Origin of the sequence: Candidatus Kapaibacterium sp. (assembly GCA_023957315.1) — a bacterium.
In the GTDB taxonomy this organism is placed as follows: domain Bacteria; phylum Bacteroidota; class Ignavibacteria; order Kapaibacteriales; family UBA2268; genus PGYU01.
This window is the reverse complement of sequence record JAMLHE010000003.1, coordinates 133,233-151,299: the sequence shown is the minus strand read 5'-3', so window position 1 is coordinate 151,299 and position 18,067 is coordinate 133,233. Positions and strand designations below refer to the sequence as shown.

At 37.8% G+C, this 18,067-nt stretch carries 15 protein-coding genes and 1 pseudogene; 4 read left to right on the top strand and 12 right to left on the bottom strand.

Annotated features, from left to right (window positions below; translation table 11 throughout):
- Positions 1–28 precede the first annotated feature (28 nt).
- Both M9949_04110 and M9949_04105 read right to left on the bottom strand, forming a co-directional pair.
- The gene (locus M9949_04110) at positions 29–808 is read right to left on the bottom strand and encodes a flagellar hook basal-body protein (GenBank protein MCO5250589.1); all 780 of its coding nucleotides are present in this window, start codon (positions 806–808) and stop codon (positions 29–31) included.
- Positions 809–1,059: 251 nt separating this feature from the next.
- A complete protein-coding gene (locus M9949_04105; GenBank protein ID MCO5250588.1) occupies positions 1,060–3,030 on the bottom strand; it encodes a prolyl oligopeptidase family serine peptidase in 1,971 nt (656 codons plus the stop codon).
- A gap of 98 nt (positions 3,031–3,128) precedes the next feature.
- On the opposite strand from M9949_04105, the gene crcB reads away from it, so the two are divergent.
- From crcB to nadC, 3 genes are read left to right on the top strand one after another with little or no spacing between them, the layout of a single operon-like run.
- Entirely contained in the window at positions 3,129–3,512 is a 384-nt protein-coding gene (gene crcB / locus M9949_04100) for a fluoride efflux transporter CrcB (GenBank protein MCO5250587.1), read from the top strand.
- A gap of 14 nt (positions 3,513–3,526) precedes the next feature.
- Complete coding sequence (gene nadA, locus M9949_04095; protein ID MCO5250586.1) at positions 3,527–4,447, top strand: quinolinate synthase NadA; 921 nt, start codon at positions 3,527–3,529, stop codon at positions 4,445–4,447.
- 6 nt (positions 4,448–4,453) lie between these two features.
- On the top strand, positions 4,454–5,314 hold the full coding sequence (gene nadC, locus M9949_04090; protein ID MCO5250585.1) for a carboxylating nicotinate-nucleotide diphosphorylase: 861 nt from the start codon (positions 4,454–4,456) through the stop codon (positions 5,312–5,314).
- Between the two features lie 2 nt (positions 5,315–5,316).
- Here nadC and M9949_04085 read toward each other — a convergent pair whose 3' ends face one another.
- From M9949_04085 to M9949_04045, 9 genes and pseudogenes are all read right to left on the bottom strand, one after another.
- Positions 5,317–6,000 (bottom strand): serine/threonine-protein phosphatase, encoded by a 684-nt coding sequence (locus tag M9949_04085; GenBank protein ID MCO5250584.1) that lies wholly within the window; start codon positions 5,998–6,000, stop codon positions 5,317–5,319.
- A 39-nt stretch (positions 6,001–6,039) separates the two neighbouring features.
- A pseudogene (locus tag M9949_04080) lies at positions 6,040–6,510 on the bottom strand (response regulator).
- Between the two features lie 12 nt (positions 6,511–6,522).
- Entirely contained in the window at positions 6,523–7,524 is a 1,002-nt protein-coding gene (cheB, locus tag M9949_04075) for a chemotaxis-specific protein-glutamate methyltransferase CheB (protein ID MCO5250583.1), read from the bottom strand.
- A gap of 3 nt (positions 7,525–7,527) precedes the next feature.
- A complete protein-coding gene (locus tag M9949_04070; GenBank protein ID MCO5250582.1) occupies positions 7,528–9,873 on the bottom strand; it encodes a hybrid sensor histidine kinase/response regulator in 2,346 nt (781 codons plus the stop codon).
- 6 nt (positions 9,874–9,879) lie between these two features.
- A complete protein-coding gene (locus M9949_04065; protein ID MCO5250581.1) occupies positions 9,880–10,566 on the bottom strand; it encodes a chemotaxis protein CheW in 687 nt (228 codons plus the stop codon).
- Between the two features lie 2 nt (positions 10,567–10,568).
- Positions 10,569–11,810, bottom strand: a complete 1,242-nt coding sequence (locus M9949_04060; GenBank protein MCO5250580.1) for a methyltransferase domain-containing protein — start codon at positions 11,808–11,810, stop codon at positions 10,569–10,571.
- A gap of 30 nt (positions 11,811–11,840) precedes the next feature.
- Positions 11,841–12,272 carry a chemotaxis protein CheW gene (locus M9949_04055; protein MCO5250579.1) on the bottom strand — a complete coding sequence of 144 codons (432 nt, stop codon included), beginning with the start codon at positions 12,270–12,272 and terminating at the stop codon, positions 11,841–11,843.
- Positions 12,273–12,277: 5 nt separating this feature from the next.
- A complete protein-coding gene (locus M9949_04050; GenBank protein MCO5250578.1) occupies positions 12,278–14,392 on the bottom strand; it encodes a methyl-accepting chemotaxis protein in 2,115 nt (704 codons plus the stop codon).
- A 16-nt stretch (positions 14,393–14,408) separates the two neighbouring features.
- A complete protein-coding gene (locus tag M9949_04045; protein MCO5250577.1) occupies positions 14,409–16,616 on the bottom strand; it encodes a methyl-accepting chemotaxis protein in 2,208 nt (735 codons plus the stop codon).
- A 105-nt stretch (positions 16,617–16,721) separates the two neighbouring features.
- Here M9949_04045 and M9949_04040 point away from each other — a divergent pair, with 105 nt between their 5' ends.
- Positions 16,722–17,528 carry a hypothetical protein gene (locus M9949_04040; protein MCO5250576.1) on the top strand — a complete coding sequence of 269 codons (807 nt, stop codon included), beginning with the start codon at positions 16,722–16,724 and terminating at the stop codon, positions 17,526–17,528.
- Here the strand turns inward: M9949_04040 and hpt are convergent.
- Positions 17,525–18,064 (bottom strand): hypoxanthine phosphoribosyltransferase, encoded by a 540-nt coding sequence (hpt, locus tag M9949_04035; GenBank protein ID MCO5250575.1) that lies wholly within the window; start codon positions 18,062–18,064, stop codon positions 17,525–17,527. The genes M9949_04040 and hpt overlap by 4 nt on opposite strands.
- Positions 18,065–18,067 lie beyond the last annotated feature (3 nt).

Sequence of the window (18,067 nt, the reverse complement as noted above, 5' to 3'; positions counted from 1 at the left end):
ATTTATCCTTTTATATTATTTTCAAATTTTAATAAAATCTGCTCATAGCAATAGATTTTTCAAGAGTGCTGTCGTTTGTTTGAATCACTTTGCTTCCGGCTTCGAAAGCACGTTGCAATTCAATCATCTTCACCATTTCTTGAACAATATTGACATTTGAACTTTCGAGCCATCCTTGGCGGATTACAAATTCGCCATCTTCGAGTTTCATTCCGTCAGATTCCCAAGTAGCTATGAAATCTTGATTTGAAATTCGCTGTAATGTGTTTGTGTCGTCGGGGAGCATCAGCAAAATTTTCCCTACTTCATATTCGTTGAAAAAGACTTCGCCCGTTTCGGAAATCCTCAAATTAGCACTTCTCGAATCGGTGGAAATCTGTGGGTTGGACATGAATTCTTTGTTGATAGCAATCACGCCGTTTTCGCCCATCAGTTTTTTGCCGTCGTTTGTGATGATTTCTCCGGTTTCCGAAAGAGTAAAACTTCCGGCTCTTGTCAGAAATTCTTTGCCTTCGACATCTTGAACCACGAAAAATCCCTTTCCTTCAATCGCAATATCCAATGGATTGCTTGTTTGCTCCATTGCACCGTTTGAGAAATCGTAGTATGAACCGATTGGAGGGTCGTTTTGTTCGACGTCGCCTTTGACGTTGTAAAGATTAGCCCGAGCGTCTATCAAGTTTCGCTCGAAGACTTCGGCTCTTTTGAAACCGGTCGTAGAAGCATTTGCCAAGTTGTTGGCACTTACTTCTAACCTTGTCTGGCTATTCATCATCCCTAATGAAGCCGTAAATAATTCTTTTAGCATCCATGCTCCAGATTTTTATATTAGCTCATCAAGCCTTGTGCCATTTCATTTGGCGAAAAGCTCAAATCTAAAAGGATGCCTTGTAATGCCGATGTGAAGTGCGGTATAAATTGTTAACACATATTTTCGTTCAGAATATATGCATAATTTCATGATGAATATTCACCATTGGACAATATTGTCATGACCCCAAAATTTGGTAGAGGTTTTTATGATTTTGAATGAAGCAAAACGATAAATTTGAAAATTTGCTAATCGCCAATCTTATTCAAAAAATTGAACCAAGTTTGATAGTAAGTGATATTGTTCTCGAGACCTTTGATATCATGCCCCTGACCCTCGAACAAGACCAATTCAAAATCTTTACCGTATTTTTTCAAACTGTCTGCCATCCAAATACTACCTTCGGTAGGCACACGGCTGTCATTTTCACCGTGGGTCAGTAACAATTTCCCGCGTAACTTGTCAGCATGATATAATGGTGACCTATCCTTTAACTTTTCTTCTTCAGTTGCGGGGTCGCCGGCTTCGAGCAACACCCAATCCGGTATATTGCAAGTCTTATAGAAATGAATAATATCTGAAAAACCTGCATTAGACATCCCAAATCCCCAATCAAAATTTGCTTTGTAACCATTTATTTCACCGGGGAAGGTCAATAGTCTCATGACTGCATAACCACCATGCGAACCTCCGAAAGTTCCGATTCTGTTCGGCGGTATTCCCATAGTTTCATTTACATACTTTGCGGCATAAATGACATCCAAAATTTCATTTCCGCCCAAATCTTTGTCGTTCATTGCCTTGAAATCAAAACCCCAACCATCAGAACCTCGCGGAGCTGGACTTAGAACTGTAATTCCCGCTTCAGCAAGTAAATGATTTCTAAAAACGAAATTGTTATAGCCACCATAAAAGGATTGAATCAAAACAATTTGCTTGTCTTTGGGCAAGGGATTTTTTGGTTTGTATAAATATGCATGTATTAATCTTTGTTCACCGGTTTTTTCATCTATGTCAAAAGTAGGATAGTCAATTTTTTCTATCTCAGCGTGGTAAATTTTTTCCTTCAATTCATTTGGCAAATCATACTTGACATCGAATTGAAAATTATCCTCGCTTACCGTAATTTCGGACATGATAAATTTTGTAGTAGCCGATGAACCTGTGGACATGATTTTATTAGCTTTGGAATCAATTATTACATGATTTAAATCAGTCACTTGCTTGTTCAAAATTTGCCCGTCTTTAGGATTAATCAGCATAATGTTTGTGTTAATCGGGTTTGAAGAGGTGAGAGCAAGTAATTTTTTATCAGCTACTTCGACATATTCAAAGGAGGACACATTAGCATCAAGATTAGTCAGCTGAATCGTTTCGTTTGTCAGAATATTATATTTGAAAATGTTGTTTATGTCAGTTTCGTTGGAAGTATAAAGAAATTCATTGTCGCTGTACCATTTTGGGAAAATTACAGGAGTTTTGCGTTTCATAGTTTGGTTTGTTATAACTTTCGATGTCCGCTTCTCCATATCTAACAATAAAAGATTGCCATATGCACGGTCACCGTTTTTGTTAGCGGTAACAATCAATGTTTTCCCATCTTTACTTTGCAAAGGCTTTCCCCATGTGAAGAGCATCTCGGGATTATCTCTGAAGAGTATTTTTTCATTGCCTGTTTTCAAATCAAGTATTCTTACTTCACTCAACCTGTCGTCCTTTGTTCCGAGCCTTGCTACATATATTATTTTCGTTTTTGTGTGGTCGTAATTGAAGCCGAATATATAAGGTACATCGGTTAGTTTTTCAATTTTTCCCGTGTTTATGTGCATTCTATATATATTTAGCACCTCATCATTACGCTCATCACCGTTCCAATAAAAGCAAGAATCTACTTTGTTGTAGCTTAAATCAAAAACGTTACGTTTAGAAAAATCAACATCAGATATAGTTTTACCTGCCCAGAAGTCAACTTCTTCAACGAAATCAAGATATTGAAGTTGTTTGCTTGCCCCATCTTTAAAGAAAAATAATATGCCTGATTCGTAATCAATATTGATAGAAGAAAATGGGAAGCCTTCCAAATATGGTGCAAGGTCAATTATTCTATCTTGGAAATGAATAAGATTTTCATTAGATTTTGCTTTTTCACTTTCCGGTCTTTCGCATGACATAAAACACGACACGAGTATCAAAATCGTCAGTATATATGGTTTTTTCATAATTTTGTTTGATTGAAATTAACATAAAAACAAAATTAAACAAAAATGATTAATCAATAAGATAAATGTGTGATTATGACAATAAATTAATTTTTGAAATGATAAAAATACTTTTAGTTGGGTTGGGTGGTTTTGTCGGAGCAGTTTCAAGGTATTGGATAGGTTCTTATTTTGAAGGACATTCAGAAGTGTTTTCGTTTCCTATTGGTATTTTAGTAGTCAATCTGGTCGGATGTCTGATAATCGGAATGTTAGCCGGTTTGGCAGAAAGCACAACTCTGATTTCTGAAGAAATCAAATTATTGCTTTTCGTTGGTTTGTTAGGTAGTTTTACTACATTTTCAACATTTTCCCATGACACTATGAACTTGATTACCAGCGGCTTATTGCTTCATGCTATGTTGAATGTTTTATTATCGGTTGTTATTGGTATTATTGCGGTGGCAGTAGGTTTCAAAACTATACAACTAATTTTTAACTGATTTGGGTAAACAAAATGAGCGAATTAATAGAAAAATTGAATAGATTAAAAAAAGAACGAAATGCAGTAATTTTGGCGCATTACTATCAAAATGCCGAAATTCAGGATGTTGCTGATTTCATGGGTGATTCACTTGCTTTGGCTCAAGAAGCGAAGAAGGTCTCAGCTGATGTCATTTTGTTTTGCGGCGTGCATTTCATGGCTGAAACAGCAAAGATTTTGAATCCGACTAAAACCGTACTCGTGCCGGATATGGATGCCGGATGCTCTCTCGCAGACAGTGCTCCACCGGATTTATTCCGCAAATGGGTGGATGAGCACCATGACCATGTGGTGATTTCATATATTAATTGTTCGGCTGATGTAAAAGCAATGTCTGATATAATTTGCACATCATCCAATGCTCACAAAATCCTTAATTCAGTGCCTCTCGACACTCCGATTTGTTTTGCTCCCGATAAATATCTCGGACATTATCTTTCCAAAAAATTAGGTCGTGAAATGGTACTTTGGGATGGCTCATGCCAGGTACACGAAATTTTCTCCGAATCTGAAGTCATAAATTTGATGAATCGCTATCCCGATGCGGCTGTCTTGGCTCACCCCGAATGCCCTGAAAATATCCTTGATTATGCCGATTTTATTGGCTCTACAACGGCAATTATCAAAGAGGCAACAACTTCAGTGCATAATGACATCATAGTATTGACCGAATCGGGAATAATTCATCAGCTTCAAAAAATTGCACCGCATAAAAATTATATACCTGTTCCAAGTTTGGAGGGCTGTGCTTGCAATGAGTGCCCGTATATGAAATTGAATACGATAGCTAAAATGGTTTCTGCACTCGAAACACTACAACCGGAAATAATCATGGACGAATCTCTACGTTTGCGTGCCCTTCGTCCCTTAGAAAGAATGTTGGAACTAAGTTAAAATATTATGCTCGAATACCCACAATACAAGACCTTGCCCAAATCATACGTGGATAATAAAATTCGCGAATTCATTGCCGAAGATGTCCCGGAAGGCGATATTACAACGATTTCGACAGTCCCGAGCGATAAAAGAATCAATGCTTATGTTGCTACAAAATCAGACATCGTTTTTGCAGGAGCTGAAATATTAAAGCATATGTTTGAGGAATCATACGGGCTTGAACTCAAAGTTAAGGACGGCGATAAAATACGTGCAGGTACAGTGATAGCAAGAATCGAAGGTTTAGCACGGGAAATTTTGATTTACGAACGCATTATTCTGAATTTGCTACAGCGTTTGTGTGGAATAGCTACCGATACTGCAAAATACGCAGATTTGGCAAAGCCATATGGTGTTAAAATTTTAGACACCAGAAAGACCACTCCGGGTTTACGACTATTTGAAAAATATGCCGTGACTTGTGGTGGCGGATTCAACCACAGACTTAATTTATCGGAAGGAATTTTAATCAAGGATAATCATATTTCCGCAGCACAATCGGTTACAAATGCGCTGATTATGGCAAAAAACACTGCTGCCGGAAAGCCAATAGAGCTTGAAGTGGACACAATCGAACAAATCAAGGAAGCCTTATTGAATCCACCCGATGGATTTTTGTTAGATAATATGAATAGAGAAACGACTATTCAAGCCGTTCAAATTATCCGAAATCACCCTAATGGCAATGATATTTTTATCGAATCATCAGGTGGTATCAATCTAACAAATATTGAAAATTATTTCACAACCGGAATCAATGCTATATCAATCGGGGCTCTGACTCATAGTGCCAAAGCCGTTGATATTCATATGGAATTTGATTAGTCTTAATCAAATTTTATTTTCAACATCGAAAAGTCATCGTCTAAAATTTCCTTGCTCCCAAGAATCTTTACTTTGTTGAGCAATCCGTCTATTTCATCGGCATTATCGTTTTTGGTTTCATTTATAAAATCTGCCATTTCGTCAAGTTCCCAAATAGAGCCGTCATGAAGTTCGATTTCGTAAACACCATCGGAATAGACATAAAGAAGTGAACCTTCGGGAACATTGACTTTTGTTGCTTTAAACGGGAAATCAGGCAAACCTCCAATTATAAAATTATCATTCATAAGTTTGCTCATATTGCCTTGTCTATCAATTAATAGGGCAGGAGGGTGCCCGGCACTGATGTAATCAATAGTTCTTTCCGATTTATTATAAACTCCATACCAAATTGTGAAATAGAGTCCGTTATGGTCTGACATCTGGAAAGCTTTATTTAAAGCTATTGCTACTACTGCAGGGTCATGAAAATTGAGCGTTGACAAGGCATTGCTTTTTAAGAAATTCATAGCCGAAACTGATAATAATGCTGGACCTACCCCATGACCGCAAACATCAAGCAGATAGATTGCAAAGTGATTGTCATCTAACCAATGGTATCCGAATGAATCTCCACCTAATTGAGCAGAAGGGATAAATCTCCAAAATGTCGAAATACCGTCTTTACTGATTGCTTCAGGAAGCATAGAAATCACATATTCGCCCGCTTTATTCAATTCTGAAGCTAAGGCTTTTTGGCTTTTCTCTAAGGATTCGTACGCTTCATTTCTTTGCAATAAATTTATATATGCTTTGGAATGGTAGCGAATACGGGCTAACAATTCGATTTTATCAGGCAACTTTACAATGTAATCGTTTGCACCGGCTTCAAACATCTCAGCCTTTGTCGTGGCTTCTTCTTTAGATGATAAAACTATAATCGGCACATCTTTTAATTCTTGGGAAGCGCGATAAAATTTAACCAAAGTCAGCCCATCAATATCAGGCATTATCAAATCTTGCAATATCAAAGTTGGTTTGATTTCCTTTGCTGTTGGCAGTGCTTTTGCAGGGTCTTGACAAAAATGGTATTCGATATCATCGAATTGTGATAGCATTCGGCGAACTTGCTCTCCGACTATCAATTGGTCGTCAACCAAAAGCACCTTGATTTTATATTCCTTAGGTGTGATTTTTAACGGGTTCTCATTTTGCATAATTTATCCTTATTATATAATAGTTCTCTTTATTTTGTCGGCGATTTCAGCCGGATTTAAAATTTCCATTGCAGCATCTAATTCAGCAGCGACTTTCGGCATACCATAAACGACCGAACTTGACTCATCTTGAGCGATTGTCAGCCAACCGGCTTTTTTCAATTTTAGCAATCCCTTGGCACCATCATTGCCCATTCCGGTCAATACCACAGCAATTCCTGTTCCAACCCAATTATCATTGATGGATTCGAAAAAGCGGTCAACTGAGGGTCTGTAATGGTAATTTATCGGCTCGGGTGTGTATTCGAAATATCCCAACGGGTCAATAATCAAATGGTCGTTTGTTCCTGCTATGTAAACGCGCCCATTGATTGGCTTTGTTTTAGCAACGGCGATTTCGACAGGCAATTCTGAATATTTATTCAACCATTCGGCTAATCCGTCAGCAAATTTGCTATCCACATGTTGAACGATAACGATTGCTGCGTTTAAATTTGCCGGTAAATTGGACAAAATCCCTGTCAGAGCTTTCGGACCGCCTGTTGATGAGCCGATAGCAACCATATTTACTTTATTACCGGAATAGCTTGCACTTTGCTTTTTCTCAAATTGCGAAGTATAGCTGATTAATTTCCTGATTGTTTTGATTTTTTTTACTAAATTATCTCCACCAATCAGATTACCTGCTTCATCCAATACAGGAGTTGCAACAACATCTAAAGCACCGTAACCCATCGCATCGAAAACTTTAGTGCGATTAGTATTCAGCGAGGTAGTCACAATCATAATCGAACATGGATTGCTTTCCATAATGATTTTAGTTGCAGTCGCACCATCCATTACCGGCATCATGAGATTCATCAAAATCAAATCCGGTTTGTCGGCATTGAGTTTTTCAATTGCTTCGGCTCCATTGGTGGCAGTCCAAACAATTTCAGTAGCGTCTATGGATTTTATAACTTTTCGGAGTATTTCAATTTCAATCAATAAGTCATTGACAATGGCTATTCTCATTTCTTAAGGTGTCCCTATCAAATCGTAAACGGCATTAAGTAAAGTGTTATCATGAAAACTGCTTTTGGTCAAATAATATGAAGCTCCCGCAGAAAGCCCGGCTTTTTTATCATCTTCTCGGTCTTTGTATGATACAATCATAATTGGCAAATCGCGATATTTAATATCGTTTTTGATTCTTTTGACCATTTCGATTCCATTCATCCGCGGCATATCAATGTCCGAAATCACCAAGTCGTAGTTATCGCGATGCAAAGTATTCCAACCATCAATGCCATCAACGGCAACAGTAACTTTAAAGCCTTTGTTCTCGAGAAGTTTGCGCTCAACTTCACGAACTGTTATCGAATCATCTACCACGAGAATATGCTTTAGTTTCTTGTCGCCTTTTTGGGGATTGATGTCGGCTTTTTCCAATTTCCCGGATTTGATAATTACATCTATAGACCTGACCAAATCATCAACATCCGTAATCAAAACAGGAGTTCCGTCCTCTAAGATTGCTCCTGAACTGATGTTTTGGATTCGCCCTAACTTTTTGTTGATTGGAATAACCACTAAATCTGTCTGGCTTATGAATCTATCCACAGACATCCCGAATTTGCTCAATCTATCGCTTACAACAACAATTGGATATTTAATTCTTTCGGTTTTGACTCTTTGTATTCCGAAAATTTGCGAAGCATCAACAATCCCGATGTTTTCACCTTCAAGTTCGCAATAATAATGATTTTCCGCTTTTTTCAGTTCAGATGTTGAAAGATGCACTATTCGTTCGATTCTTGAAAGCGGGATAGCATAAGGTTCACCTGAAATTTCCACCAATAATGACCTCAAAACCGACAATGTCAAAGGCAATTGGAGTTGGAAAATGGTTCCTTTGTTTGGCTCCGAATCAACGCGAATCATGCCGCCAACTTCATGAACCATCGAAAACACAACATCGAGCCCGACACCGCGTCCTGAAATTTCGGTAACTTCAGTAGCAGTTGAAAATCCGGGCAAAAACAAGAAGTCGAATAATTCGGATTTTGTCATGAACTGAGCCATTTCAGCTGTTGTAAATCCTTTGTCAACAATTTTTTTGCGGATATACTCGGGGTCCATGCCTTTGCCATCGTCTTCGATAAAGACCATCAACATACCCGACAAATGCCTTGCTTCCAGCGTAATTGTCCCCGTTTCATTTTTAGATTTTGATGCTCTTTCATCCGGCATTTCAATACCATGGTCTATAGCATTTCGGATTAGGTGATTGAGCGGAGCTTCGAGTTTCTCGAGAATATCGCGGTCAACTCTGGTGCTTTCGCCTCGAATTTTAAATTCTACTTTTTTACCAAGCTTTTTGGAAATATCCCGCACAAGTCTCGGAAATCCTGCAAGTCCTTCGGAAAAAGGCTTCATTCGAGTGTCTATCGCTTCATTATAAAGCCTGTCTGTGAGAATTTCCAATCGGCGAGAAAATTGGTCGAAATCATCAATATAATCACGCAATTCACTCAACAACATATCCATTCGTTTTGAAGCGTCACGGAAATTTTCGTTAATCTCTTCGGAAATATTATATGGTTGAAGTTCTTGATAAATTGATTCCTTCAGCGTATTCAACTCAATAATTCCGTTTTTCAATATTTGAAGCTCATTTCCGAATGGGCGGAGCAATTTTGTTTGGACCAATATTTCGCCTGTCAGACCAAGTATTTTGTTCAACCTATCAGACAAAACCCGCACGAATCTATCGTCAGTCTTTTTGGCATTTGCGTCAATCTGTTCATCCTTCGCGGCGGCAGCTTCAATTTCCTCGCTCTGTGTTTGAACAACTTCGATGCTTTTATTTTCGACTATTTCAATTGCTTCTTTTGGTTCAATTTTATTTGAGCCGTTTGTAGGTGCGATGCTATCGTGCGCTTTATGAGAACCGTTTGTTTTGGGCTTTTCGCTACCAAATTCTTTTACAGGCAAGGCATTTAAACTATCAATCAGGCTTTTGATTTTGTTCGTTGAATTATTCAAAACATTAGGAATTTCGGCAATTTCATAATTTAGAAGTGATGTATAAAAATCATTGCATTCCAAAAGGACTTCAATATCGGCGGAATCAATCACACGCTTCTTTTTCATCACTGCATCGAGGATGTCCTCCATCGAATGCGCCAAATCAACAGCTTTATCCAAACCGACAATTCGTGCTGCACCTTTGATTGAGTGTGCTGCGCGCATCAGTGGTTCTACGTTTTGCGGCGAACTGTTCTTTTCGAGATTGATTAATCCAATTTCCAAAGTTTTGGTATGGGATTCCAACTCAAGCCGGAACAAATCCAGCATTTCCATGTCTATTTCATTTGACATTTGTCATCACCATTTCAATTTTGAATTAATCATATCATACAATCTGTTTGTATCAATAATACTGACGGTTTTATCCTCAATTTCAAATGTATTTGATGTCAAAGTTGTTTCCGATTTTGTGATTGTTGCGGGTGCCTTTGTGTAGTGCTGTGTATCGGATTTGAATACCCCGTAATGTTCGTCAACCGGAATCACAAAGCTATCTCCGGAAGTTTCTAAGACCAAAAGCAATTTATATTTTTTGGAATCACCGTTTTCTAAAGGTTTAACTCGATTCAGACTCAAAAACGCAGATAATGAGATGCACAAGAGTAGTTCACCGTTTACGTTAGTCAATCCCAAAAGGTAATCGTTCGTTCTTCCCGGAACGTAATGAACAAATTTAGAATCCACTGCCTCTTTGAAACAAACTGTTTTTACGGCGAGCCATTCATCTGCAATTCTGAACACTATCAATGATTCCTTCGATTCAGACTCGATTTCCTTAGGCGAGCTGATTTGTTCTGTCCATTCGTCAATCAATTCTTCTGGTATTTCACGCTTAAACAGCTTTCTACCACCCTCTGTATAAACGAGGCAGTTTTTGCAATGGTCATAATTTGCTAGCAAATCACACGAATTATCTCCGTAAATACCGATTCTGTTCCAGCATTTTGGTCCCTTGTCCGAAATTATTTTTTCTAAATTTGCCATCACTAAGAATTACTTTGTTTTATAAATACGCGTTCAGCCCGCTCTCTATAAATATTTGCTAGTTCGTGTTCGCCACTGCTTTCGTAAATCAAGCTCGTATGAACTAAGGACTCGTAATGGTCAGGATGCAAATATAGCACTTTATGAAAATAATCTTTTGCTTCGCTGATTTTGCCTGAAGCATTGCTAATTAATCCCATCACATATAAAGCCCGATAGTCTCCATTGTCGCTAATTAGCAGTTCATTGCAAATTTGCTCGGCATCAATGTATGAACCTTGATTTGCTAAAATTTTGAGTTGTTCGTAAAGCTCGTCTTTATTTTCACCCTGACTCTGATGATGTTGTTTTTCAGAAATTTTCGGAATCATTTTAGTTGTTTTAGGCGTCGCTTTTTCAGTAGTTTTGATGTTGGATTTTGTAAATAAAGTCGGCTCGGAAGTATTTGAATGAACGATTTGTTTACAAGCGAAAGCCATGTCATGTTGGACATGCTCGAAGTGATTACGCGTGAAATAAGCAGTTTCAGACAAACCTGCAAACAAAACACCTTCGCTGCGGAGCAACCTATTGATGTTTTGCAAAACTGCATTACGAGCTTCGACATTCAAATATATCAACAAATTTTTACAAAATATATAATCAAATTTTGCTTCGTTTGCTAAGAAATTGCTTTTTACAATATTTGCTTGTCTGAAGTCAGGAATTGATTTGATTCTACTATCAATTGTAAAATTATTATCATTCGTTGGTTCAAAGTACCTTTGTTTGAAATTTGCGAAATCGCTCCGGAATGATGTTCTGCCATAAATTCCGTTTCTTGCTTTATTCAGCGATACAGGATTGATGTCCACAGCTACAATGTCAAATTCCGTAGTTTTGAAGCCAAGGTCTATCAATAGCATTGCAATCGAATAGGGTTCTTCGCCGGTCGAACTCGGGGCGGAAAGTATTCGCAATTTATTGGATGATGTGTATTTGAATCTTTGATTAGATAATTCTTGCTTGAGAAATTTGAAACATTCTGAATCTCGGAAAAACCAAGTCTCTGCTACTGTTAGGTCGTTGATTAAATCTTGAACTCTGTTGCTATCCGACATCAGATGAGCAAACTTTTGATTGTCTAATTCTGCTTGACTGACGTGTTTGTTGATGGCACTTGCTACAGAAATGATACCAATTGAGTCGGTATCAATGCCCATCTCACTTTCTATATATTTGATTATTTCGCCGAAATCAGTCATAATTGTAAAATCGTTTGAAATGAAATAAAATTATAAATAATTTTCAATTGTGGTAATTAACTTTTTCAAATTGACTAAATGCACCATTTCAAAATCTATCAAAAACACCTCATCAATAAATGGATGAGCAGTGTAGCTATTGATTTTTTCCTCTTGATAATTAGAATCAAGACTAAATGTTTCCGAAACTTCCTCCGAAATTATTCCGAATTCGATTTCAGGGATTTCCGTGTCTCTTACGACGATAATTCGAGTGCTCAAGTAGATATTTGTGTAATGCTGTTTGAGATAATATGCCAAATCGAATACAGGAATTAGCGAGCCTCTGAAGTTAATCAACCCTTTAAGATGCTCGGAAGACTTGGGAATAGGGGTTATTTTGACAAAAGGGATAACTTCGACTACATTGTCTATATTGATGCAATACCTCGAATCATCAATTGTGAAAGGCAATATCATCATAAGAATTACCCTTTAATCGTAAATTTTTTCAATTCTTTGTTCAAGCCAACTACAGCGTGATTCAGTTGTCCGGTTGCGTTGTTAAATTCCATTATGGAATCTCGCGTAAATTTTGCTGCATTGTTCAATTCTTTCATTGATGAGTTGATTTCCTTTGAATTTCGTGATTGTTTTGTAGTCGAATCATACACATTTGCTATAACTTCGGGCAATTTATTGGCACTCGAAATCAATTCACCTAATGTAGATATCAATTCGGTAGCTTTATCAGTGCCGCTTTTAGTTTGTTCAGTATATTTGATAATCGAATCGGAACCTTCTTTGACGGCAATTTGCATTTCTGTAATCATATCTTCAATTTCGAGTGCAGCTATTGCAGTTTGGTCTGCGAGACGGCGAATTTCACGTGCTACAACGGCAAACCCGGTTCCGAAAGCGCCTGCTCGCTCGGCTTCAATCGAGGCATTTAGAGATACCAAATTTGTCTGATTTGCCACTTTTGTAATCGTTGTGATTACCGAACTGATGTTTGTAGCTCTGGATTTGATTGTCTCAAGTTTTTCCGAAATATCAGTTGAAGATTCGGTCAGCGATGACATATTTGTTTTCAATTGGTTCAAATTTTCGAATCCTTCTTCAGCAAATTCAGAAGTTTGCTTCGCCATTTTGTTCAAATAATCGGTTTGAACTGTCAAATTTTCAGAAGCATCGGCAATTTCGTTGCTCAATGAACTCACTTGATTAGTCAATGCGGCTTGCTCGGCTACAATCGTTTCAATTTCCTTTGCTGACGACGTAATGTTGCCTGTTGATTCAGACACTAAATCAGCTGAACTTTTAACTTGCGTGAGTAATGAGCCCAAATTGATTGTCATTTGGCGAATTGCACGAAATAATTTTAAAATTTCATCACGGATATCAGCTTTATCTTCTAAATACTTCTTGAACATTCCGATTCGTTTCGGGTCATTAATTTCATACACAGCGGCAGAAATGTCACCTTTGGCAATGAGTTCCGTTATTTCAGTAACTACTTTGATATGGAAAGCAATTTGAAGGGAAATCATCACAACCAACACGATTGCTATTGTTAATGCTAAACCCGTAACTGCAAATGCCACTAATCTCCGCTCTACAAAATAGTCTAAACGTTGCTTGAGCAGTGTGTTCAATTCCACATTTGTCGAATTCCAAAAGACCCAACTTGATTCGGTGACTTTGAGTACCAAATCCATGAAATCATCTTTGTTTACAAGGCTCACAGATTGGTCAGTGTATTGCTCGGTATGTTTGAGCAAAATTTCAAAATTACTGCTGAATTCTAAGTAATTAGGTCGTAAAACATTCGACAAATTCGGGTTAGTACCGTAATATTTGCTATCATTTTGGATTGAAGTGTTCAAAGCGGAAAGCATGTGTTCAGTATCAATAGTTAATGAATTAGCCAAATATCGCAAATAGCCTGAATGTTCTGTATCGGGGTCAGTCAGGAATTCTGAGGCTGATACCACGTAATTTGAAAATCCTGTCTTAAATTTGGGCAATGAAAGAAGAGTTATATCCATCAAATAATAAGAATCGAGGTCAGGGTCGAGTATCAAACCCGATTCATCGCCTACGAATCGTGTTAGTTGATTAATCAGGGCAAATATTGTGTTGTAAAGCTTTGATGTTTCATTGAAATGTGCACTCTTACTAATTTCGCTTAGATTTCGCCATTCAGAATGTATTGATTTCGGCGTATATGTGCGGTGCAAATCGTCATTGAGCAATTTATAAGCAAGTTTATTGTAATTAGCCTGTTCGTGGATTAAATAGTCCAATTTGTTCAGATTTTGGTCAATTTTGTTTGAAAGGGAATCTCGGCGTTTGTTAAGATCTTTTGATATTTCAAGATAGGAGTCATCATTTATTGCCATTGTCAGAATACTATGCTCACTAAGTTGACTTAAGGTCTCGACAACAGGTTCTAATAAAATGTTTCCGGAAATTTCCATTTTGACTTTTTCGATGTTAGTATCGTAAGCTGAAAAGACAAAGAACATGAGCGATGCTATCGGCAATATAAAGACAAGAGTGCTAATGAGCAATTTGACCCAGATTTTCAGATTTTTAAACATACCACTTTTATCCTTATCAACTTATTTTAAATTTTGATACTTCACTTTGCAAGCCTTTTACTGCATCGTTCAAATTTTCTGTCGCTCGTTTGAATTCTGTCAAAGAATCCTTAGTTTGTGTAGCTGTCATACTTAATTGGGACATTGCTTCGCTAATTTGCTCGGCGCTCTTAGATTGATTTTGTGTTCCGGTACTAACATTTTCAAATTCGGGAATCAATTCCTTCACTTTTTCGATTATAGAAGTCATTTGCTCACCGATTTCACCGATGCTACTTGTTCCGCGTTTGACTTCCTGCCCGAATTTGTCCATTTCCATTACACCTGACGAGACCGAGCTTTGCATTTCGCTTACCATGTATTCGATATCCTTTGTTGACACTGCCGTTTGGTCTGCCAACCGGCTTATTTCTCGTGCAACAACCGAAAAGCCCTTGCCGTATTCACCTGCTTTTTCGGCTTCAATCGAAGCATTTAAAGACAGTAAATTCGTTTGCTCGGAAATTTTGTTAATCGTGGTAACAACTGTCGAAATCTTATTTGCTTTATCATTGATTATTGATAGCTTCGAAGTGATTGAATTAGTAGCTTTTGCCAAATCATTCATTGCCTGCTCCATGTTTGTCAAACTTGATTTGCCGTCTTCAGCCAAATCTGCGGTAACATTTGCATTTGTACTGACTTTGATGATTTTGTTTGCCAATAAATATGAAGTTTGAGTGATTTCCTTGCTTGTTGCCGAGACTTCTTTCGTGGATGCAGCTTGTTCGGCGACTGTTGCTTCGAGTTCCCGAGCCGATGCAGCGATTTGAGTTGCCGATGTGGTAACTTGAATTCCAGAACGCTGTACTTGACCGATTAATGAGTCAAGATTGTTTATCATGGATTCAAAAGATTTGTACAGTTTATAAATGTCATCTTTCAGATTGCTACTTTTATCGGAAGCAAATTTTGCAGTGCTTTTGAGTTTTTCCAGATTGATTTTTGCATCGTGGATGTCGCCTGTTGCTATATTTGAAGCTAAAGTAGTCATATATCCCAATGGGCGAGTCATGCGTTTAGCAAAGAACATTGTCAGAATCAATATGATGAGCAAAGTCACAATAATCAGCACCAAATAGATGTTTTGCAAATCAGAAATCGTAGCTTCGATTCTATTTTGCGAATCGTGATAATCATCCTCGAATGCTCCTGCTCCAATAACCCATCCCCAAGGTTTAAAATATGATACAGCCGAAAGCTTCGAACGCGACGAATCGCTTCCCAAATCCTGCCACTCATACTCTTGAATGAAAAGTTCATTCGGATTCAGTTTCATTGCATTCTCAACCATGTCTTTTACAAATTTATCTCCACTTGCGTCCGTAATCTCTATAATGGTTTCGCCATCCCGTTCACCGTTTTTGGATATTATGTATCTTCCGTAATGCGGATTGAGCGCCCCGAGTACGAATACATATCCGGTTTTGCCCACTTTAATATCCATGATTGTTTTTCGGATAGATTCGATTGAGGCAATGCGCTCACCTACATAAATCATACCTTCGATTCGCCCGTTTATGTAATATGGCTCGTATGCTGTGACATACCAATCGTTGACAACAAAAGCAACACCATTGTAAACTTCTCCGTTCATAACTTTGGAAATTACGGGATTTGCTTGTCCGTCAGGATTGACAGCCGGAATGAACGTGCCAATGGCGCGTTTGCCATCGTGAGTTCGGACAGATGTAGCTACGCGAATCATATCGCCTCTTTCATTAATTCGCTGAAAGAGAGTTACAGTTCCCAAAACCTGTTCGGTGACGATATCTACCACATGAGTATTCTCGTCAAATGAGATGTTTTGACCAAGCCATTTAGAGCCTATGTTAACCGAAGGAAGGGACACTTCAGTGATTTCTCCGGTGAATTGATTTAGTGCGTTCCATTTTACAAGTGGGTTAGCGAAATTGAATCCTCCTTCGCTTTTAATCGTTTGCCGAAGGACATTCAAAGCGACCTTGTTTTTTTGCACGAAAAGTTCATTCGCCGTCTCAATAATTCCATAAGCATCTTTTGAAATTTGACTGATATTTACCCTCGATAATGAATCGAGTTCGGTTTTCGTTCTTGATGTCAGTTCAAATTGCAAGCGTGCTGTAAAAATTAAAATCAAAATAACGGGCGATAATGCTGCCGAGACAGTCAGAATCATGAGTTTGCTCTTAAATGTCAATTTCACCGGTACTTCTCCGAAATATTTTCGTCTATTGGTTTTAAAACAATCCACAAATTAACAAGAAAAATTGTTTTTTTCATATAATTACTTAGACTAAATTTGAATATTATGAAATTAATCAAAGAAAAAATGTTTTTTATAAAGATTTTCTGTGTTTTCATTTTTTACTTTTTGTTGAACACAACTCAAGCAATCGCCCAAAAAGACCTTGAATCGAGAAATAGTGTGCTGAAATCGCTCAAAGATAGTATTGATTACTACTATCACACATTTGATACAGCAGCTTTTACGAGGATTTTGAAGAAATGTGAATCGGAAATTGTTCACCACCCCAAAGGTTATTATGCGAACTATTATGCAGGAATGCTCAAACTGATACTGGGAAAAATCAACTATAATATTGATTCGGACTACGCCTACGAGCTTTTCACTGAAGGAGTAGAGAATTTTCATGTTGCTGAAAAAAGCAATCGTACCGGGGAAATTTGTGCTTTGTTATCGGCTACATATGGCAAAAGGTCATCACTTTCGGGGCTTAATGCTATTTTCTTGGGGATGAAAGCTAAATCGTGGATGTACGATGCTGCAGAAATTGAAAAGCAAAGTACTAAAATCAATCTTGTAGCAGCAACACACTTGATGCACTTGCCGGCATTTTACGGAGGTGATAAGAAAAAGGCTCGCAGACTATTAAGTGATGCTTTCGAAATTCAAAAGAAAAATCAGCCAAGCGATTCCTTAGCATTGAATTGGGCTGATGATGCCGAACTTCATGCATATATGGCACAACTCGAGATTTTGGAGAAAAACTATGAAGAAGCCAAATTTCATATGGCGGAAGCTTTGAAAATAAAGCCGAATTATGGATTCGTACTATATGATTTGAGCAATCAACTCAAGAAAATAAAGCCCTAATCTTCGTCTTTGATGTAGATGTCTAATAATTGTCGCCCATACTCGGCATAGTCTAATCCATATCCGACAACAAACAACTCAGGAATTTCGATACCGATATATTTAACGTTAATATCAACTTTTCTCGAGTTAGTTTTGGATAATAGAGTAGCCACTTCAACTGATTTTGGATTAAACGATTTGACAAAGTCCAATAAGGATTTCAAAGTATGACCTGTATCAATAATGTCCTCGACGATTATAATATCTTTGCCTCCGAAATTTTCGCCCAAAGATTTAAGAGTTACATTTCCGGAACTTTCCATCGCGGAGCCGTAACTTTTGGCACTAATCACTTCAATTTGCGATTGGAGATTGACACAGCGAATCAAATCGGCTGCAAAAAAGATAGCACCTTTCATCACTACTAAAAATAGGGGAGATGAGTCTGCATAATCCTTTTCGATTGATGCAGCCATTATTTTCATTGATTCATTAATTTGTTCTTTAGAGAACAAAATCTTGAATTTTACGCCATTTATTTCCATTATATCCATGAT